Here is a 4,574-nt window from a genome sequence, read left to right as displayed (position 1 = left end):
AAGCTCGCAGTAATGGGCGCCTGGTCCGTCGGCCGGGCGCGGGCTTGTGCCGGTAATGCGCCGGGCCCGCTGCTGCGCCAGCTGCCGCGACTGCTGGCGCCGTTGATGGTGCTGGTGGCGGGCTACCTGCTCTGGGGCGGTGCCCATGCCCCCGGCGGCGCCTTCCAGGCGGGCTCCCTGCTAGGCGGCGTCGGCATCCTGTTGTGTCTGAGCGGGCACCCGCTGCCCAGGCGGGCGAGCGGTTTGGCGCTGCGTCTGGTGACGGTGCTCGGGGTGGCCGTGTTCGCCGCGCTCGGGGTCGCCGCAGGCCTGCTGCCGGGCGGCGCGCCGTTGGATTGGCCCCCGGCACAGGCGAAGACGCTGATCCTCACCATCGAGCTCGCCGCCATGCTTTCCATCGGCGTCGTGCTGGCGGCACTCTTCGCCGGAGGCCGACCGTGACGCAGCCAGTGTTCTGGGCGCTGGTGGGCATGGCGCTGGTAGTGATGGGCCTGTATGCGCTCATTGTGCATGCCCATCTGCTGCGCAAGGTGCTGGCCCTCAATGTCATGAGCAGCGGTGTCTTCCTGGTCTTCATCGGCCTAGCCCGGCGCGCTCCGGGCGAGGATGCACCTTTGGCTGCGGACCCAGTGCCGCAGGCTATGGTGCTGACGGGTATCGTGGTCGCCGTCGCCGCCACCGGCCTGGCGCTGGCGCTTATTGTGCGGCAGCGCGCGCTCACTGGGCGTACTACCCTTAACGACGACGTGGGCCGCTGAGTGATGCCGCTGGAGCTGCTCGGGCCGGGCTGGTCCGGCCCGCATTGGATGCTGGCCGCGGTCTTCGTGCCACTCTCGGCTGCGCTGCTCTCCTTCCTGTTGCCTCGGCTGGCTTCGCCTCTGGGCCTGATTGCCGCGACGCTTACCGCCGTAGCGGCACTCGCGCTGACGCGGGAGGTCATGGCGGAGGGCACGACACGCACCCTGCTTGGGGGCTGGGCCACACCGCTGGGCATCCTGTGGCGGGCCGACGGATTGAGCGCCGCCCTGATGGCGATGACAGCGATAGTAGGTGTCATGGTCAGCCTCTACGCCGCGGCCTATTTCCGCCATGAAGCCCATGAACGAGCCTACTTCTGGCCCCTGTGGCTTATGCTCTGGGCAGCGCTGAACGCGCTCTTTTTGTCCGCGGACCTGTTCAACCTATATGTCACGCTGGAGCTGCTGGGCTTTTCCGCAGTAAGCCTGACGGCGCTCGGCGGGGGCGCCGCGGCGCTCAACGGCGCTATCCGCTATCTGCTGGTGAGCGTGCTCGGGTCCCTCTCCTACCTCCTCGGTGTGGCCCTGGTCTACCACGGCTGCGGCAGCGTCGACATCGGCCTGGTGGCCGCCTGCGTACCGGATGCGCCGCGCCCGGCGATGCAGGTGGCGCTGGCGGCGATGATAGCCGGCCTTCTGCTCAAGACCGCGCTCTTCCCCTTCCATGTTTGGCTGCCGCCGGCGCACGGTAGCGCGCCCGCACCGGTGAGCGCGGTGCTGTCGGCGCTGGTGGTCAAAGCCTCGTTCTACCTGGTGCTGCGGCTGTGGCTGGATGTGCTCGGCGGAGGCGACGGAGACGGCGGTGGGCGCTGGGTCGCGGAGCTGCTGGGCGCGCTTGGGGCAGCAGGCGTCGTCTGGGGCTCCGTGCTGGCTTTGCGACAGGAGCGGTTGAAGCTGCTCATCGCCTATTCCACGGTGGCCCAGATTGGCTATCTCTTCCTGGCCTTTCCGCTGGCGCTGACAGGCGACGCCGTCGCCTGGACCGGCGCGCTCTACCTGGCGCTGGCGCATGGCCTCGCCAAGGCGGCCATGTTTCTCTGCGCCGGCAACCTCCTGCGCTTCGGCGGGCACGACCGCATCGCCGAGCTAGACAGCGCCGTGCACCGGCTGCCGCTCACGCTTACCGCCTTTGCGCTCGCGGGCGTCAGCATCATGGGTCTGCCGCCGAGTGGCGGGTTCATCGGCAAATGGCTGCTGCTCAAGGCCGCCTTTGAACAGGAGCGCTTCCTCCTGGCGACGGTAATCCTGCTGGGCGGCGCGCTAGCAGCGGCCTATGTCTTCAAGGTCGTCGGCCACGCCTTCACCCCTGCCGAGCGAGAGCGCCGCGTGCGATCGGTGCCACCGGACATGGAGTGGAGCGCGATATTCCTGGCGGTAGCGGCCATCGTGCTGGGCCTGACGCTGCCGCTGATCTCGCCTTTATTGCAGGTGGGAACCGCCTCGGCAGCATCGGCCGCGGTGACGCTGATGGCCGAGGGTTACGCATGAGCCCGCTGTTCGACCCCCAACTTCCCGCCGATGCGCTGCTGCCCCTGCTGGTGCTCGCAAGCTCGCTGCTGCCGGGGCTGGTGATCTTCTTCTTGGGCGAGGCACGGGTGCGCACGCGCACAGCACTGAACCTGGGCGGCGCCTTCCTGAAGCTGGGCTTCGTGGCCTGGATGATCTGGGGCGTCTATCACGGGCAGCGCTACGAGCTGCGGCTGCCGCTTGTGGACGACCTGGATCTCACGCTGCGGGTGGGGGCGCTGTCGCTGCTGTTCCTGGTGCTCTCAGCAGGGCTGTGGCTGCTGACGACGGTCTACGCGGTGGGTTACCTGGAGCAGTCGCCGCATCGCTCGCGCTTCTTCGGTTTTTTCAGCCTCTGCGTGACCGCCACGGTAGGCGTGGCCATGGCGGGAAACCTGCTCACCTTCCTGCTGTTCTTCGAGATGCTCACCCTCACCACCTATCCGCTGGTGGTGCACCGCGGTACCGAGGCCGCACGCCAGGCCGGCATCGTTTATCTCACCCACACCATGCTCGCCGGCGCCCTGCTGCTGGCAGGCACCGTTTGGCTCTACACCCTGGCCGGGACGCTGACCTTTGCGCCGCGGGGCTTCGTCAGCGACATTGCCGGCAGCCATGCAGGGGCGCTGACAGCGATCTTTGCGCTGTTGATCGGCGGCGTCGGCGTCAAGGCGGCGCTGGTGCCACTCCATGGCTGGCTGCCGCGGGCCATGGTGGCACCGGCGCCGGTGAGCGCGCTCTTACACGCGGTGGCCGTGGTCAAGGCCGGAGCCTTCGGCGTGGTGCTCATCGTCTACGATGTCTTCGGCGTGGAGCAGGCGGCGGCGCTCGGCCTCACCGGCCCGCTCGCCCTGGTGGCCGCCGTGACCATCATCTACGGCTCGCTGCGCGCGCTGTTTCAGGACGACCTCAAGCGTCGCCTCGCCTTCTCCACCGTCAGCCAGGTGTCCTACATCGTCCTCGGCGTCGCCATCGTCGGTCCGCTCGCGAGCGTCGGCGGCATCGTGCACCTGGTGCACCAGGGCATCATGAAGATCACCCTGTTCTTCTGCGCCGGCAACCTCGCCGAGACCCTCGGCATCCACAAGGTCAGCGAGATGAACGGCGTGGGCCGGCGCATGCCCGGCACCATGGTCGCTTTCACCATCGCAGCGCTCGGCATGATCGGGGTACCGCCCATCGCGGGCTTTATCAGCAAGTGGTACCTGGGCCTGGGGGCGCTGGAGGCCGGGGTGCACTGGCCGCTGTACGTGCTCACCGCGAGCAGCCTGCTGAACGCAGCCTATTTCCTGCCCATCCTGCATCGGGCATGGTTCCGAGAGCCCAGCGGCGCCTGGGCGGAGCGCTCCGCTGAGCACGCAGTTGGCGACGAGCCGCGCACGGCCGCCGCCGGTGCCGGGTCGCCGCAGCTGGAGACCGGCCTGCTGCTGCTGCTGCCGCCGCTGGTGACCGCGGCGCTGTCGCTGCTGGTCGGCCTCTTCGCCTCGATGCCCTTCTCCGCGCTGGAATGGTCGCTGCTCATCGCGGAGCGGGAGTTCCATTATCCATGAGCGGGAGTAGGCCATGAGCGGGCTCGGGGCGGACGCGGCATGGCTCGGCCCCATGCCCTGGCTGCCGGTGCTCGCACCCGGCTGGCCGCTGGCGCTGCTCGCCGCACTGTTCCTGCCGCCGCTGCGTCGCGCCTTCGCGCCGCTCGCGCCCTGGGCGGCCCTGCCCGCGCTGATCCTCGCACTCGCTGCGCCGCCATCCACGCTGCCGCTGCCCGGGCTGATGCTGGGCGGGTCATTACAGCTGGATGCCACCGGCCGCTGGGTGCTGGCGGCGGTGGCGCTGCTCTGGCTCGCCGGTAGCTGGCTCGCGCGGGACTGGCTCGGTGAGCCGCGCCGCGCCGCCGCCTGGCTGCTGGCCCTGGCGGGTGCCCTGTGGCTGCCGGTAGCCGGCGATCTGCCCACAGCCCTGGCGGCGTCGGTGCTGGCTACCTATCCGCTCTACGGGCTGCTCGGTGCTGGCCGCGGCGCCCGTGTGCTGCTGGCCACGGTGGTGATCGCGGATCTGCTCATCCTGGAAGCCCTGCGGCTGCTCGCAAAGGGCGGCGCCGGGCTGGACTTCGATGCCCTGCGTGCGGCGCTTGCCGAGGCCAAAGGCCATGACATCGTGCTGGCGCTGCTGCTCATCGGCTTCGGCGCCAAGGCGGGGCTGATGGGCCTGCACTACTGGCTGGCGCCGGCACTGGCAAACGCGCCCGCGTCTCAGCTCGGGCCGACCCTGGCC

4 protein-coding genes and 1 pseudogene are annotated in these 4,574 nt (G+C 69.6%); all 5 read left to right on the top strand.

The window, feature by feature from the left end:
* A partial coding sequence (locus tag I6U14_RS17390) for an MnhB domain-containing protein (protein WP_296901036.1) occupies positions 1–441 on the top strand: 441 nt, incomplete at its 5' end.
* Between the two features lie 29 nt (positions 442–470).
* Complete coding sequence (locus I6U14_RS17385; protein ID WP_367115689.1) at positions 471–758, top strand: sodium:proton antiporter; 288 nt, start codon at positions 471–473, stop codon at positions 756–758.
* 3 nt (positions 759–761) lie between these two features.
* A complete protein-coding gene (locus tag I6U14_RS17380) occupies positions 762–2,285 on the top strand; it encodes a proton-conducting transporter membrane subunit (RefSeq protein ID WP_296901032.1) in 1,524 nt (507 codons plus the stop codon).
* Positions 2,282–3,853 carry a proton-conducting transporter membrane subunit gene (locus tag I6U14_RS17375; protein WP_296901030.1) on the top strand — a complete coding sequence of 524 codons (1,572 nt, stop codon included), beginning with the start codon at positions 2,282–2,284 and terminating at the stop codon, positions 3,851–3,853. The genes I6U14_RS17380 and I6U14_RS17375 overlap by 4 nt, the downstream gene beginning before the upstream one ends.
* Before the next feature lie 13 nt (positions 3,854–3,866).
* Positions 3,867–4,574 (top strand): annotated as a pseudogene (locus I6U14_RS17370) (hypothetical protein); the annotation flags it as partial.

The sequence above is a fragment of the Thiohalocapsa sp. genome (genome assembly GCF_019695415.1).
Lineage (GTDB): Bacteria > Pseudomonadota > Gammaproteobacteria > Chromatiales > Chromatiaceae > Thiohalocapsa.
Note: the sequence above shows the minus strand (reverse complement) of the source record. Positions and strands in the feature narration are given on the sequence as shown.

Coding starts and splice junctions, on each gene's coding strand:
- I6U14_RS17385 (WP_367115689.1), top strand. CDS start 471: ATGGCGCTGGTAGTGATGGGCCTGTATGCGCTCATTGTGCATGCCCAT.
- I6U14_RS17380 (WP_296901032.1), top strand. CDS start 762: ATGCCGCTGGAGCTGCTCGGGCCGGGCTGGTCCGGCCCGCATTGGATG.
- I6U14_RS17375 (WP_296901030.1), top strand. CDS start 2,282: ATGAGCCCGCTGTTCGACCCCCAACTTCCCGCCGATGCGCTGCTGCCC.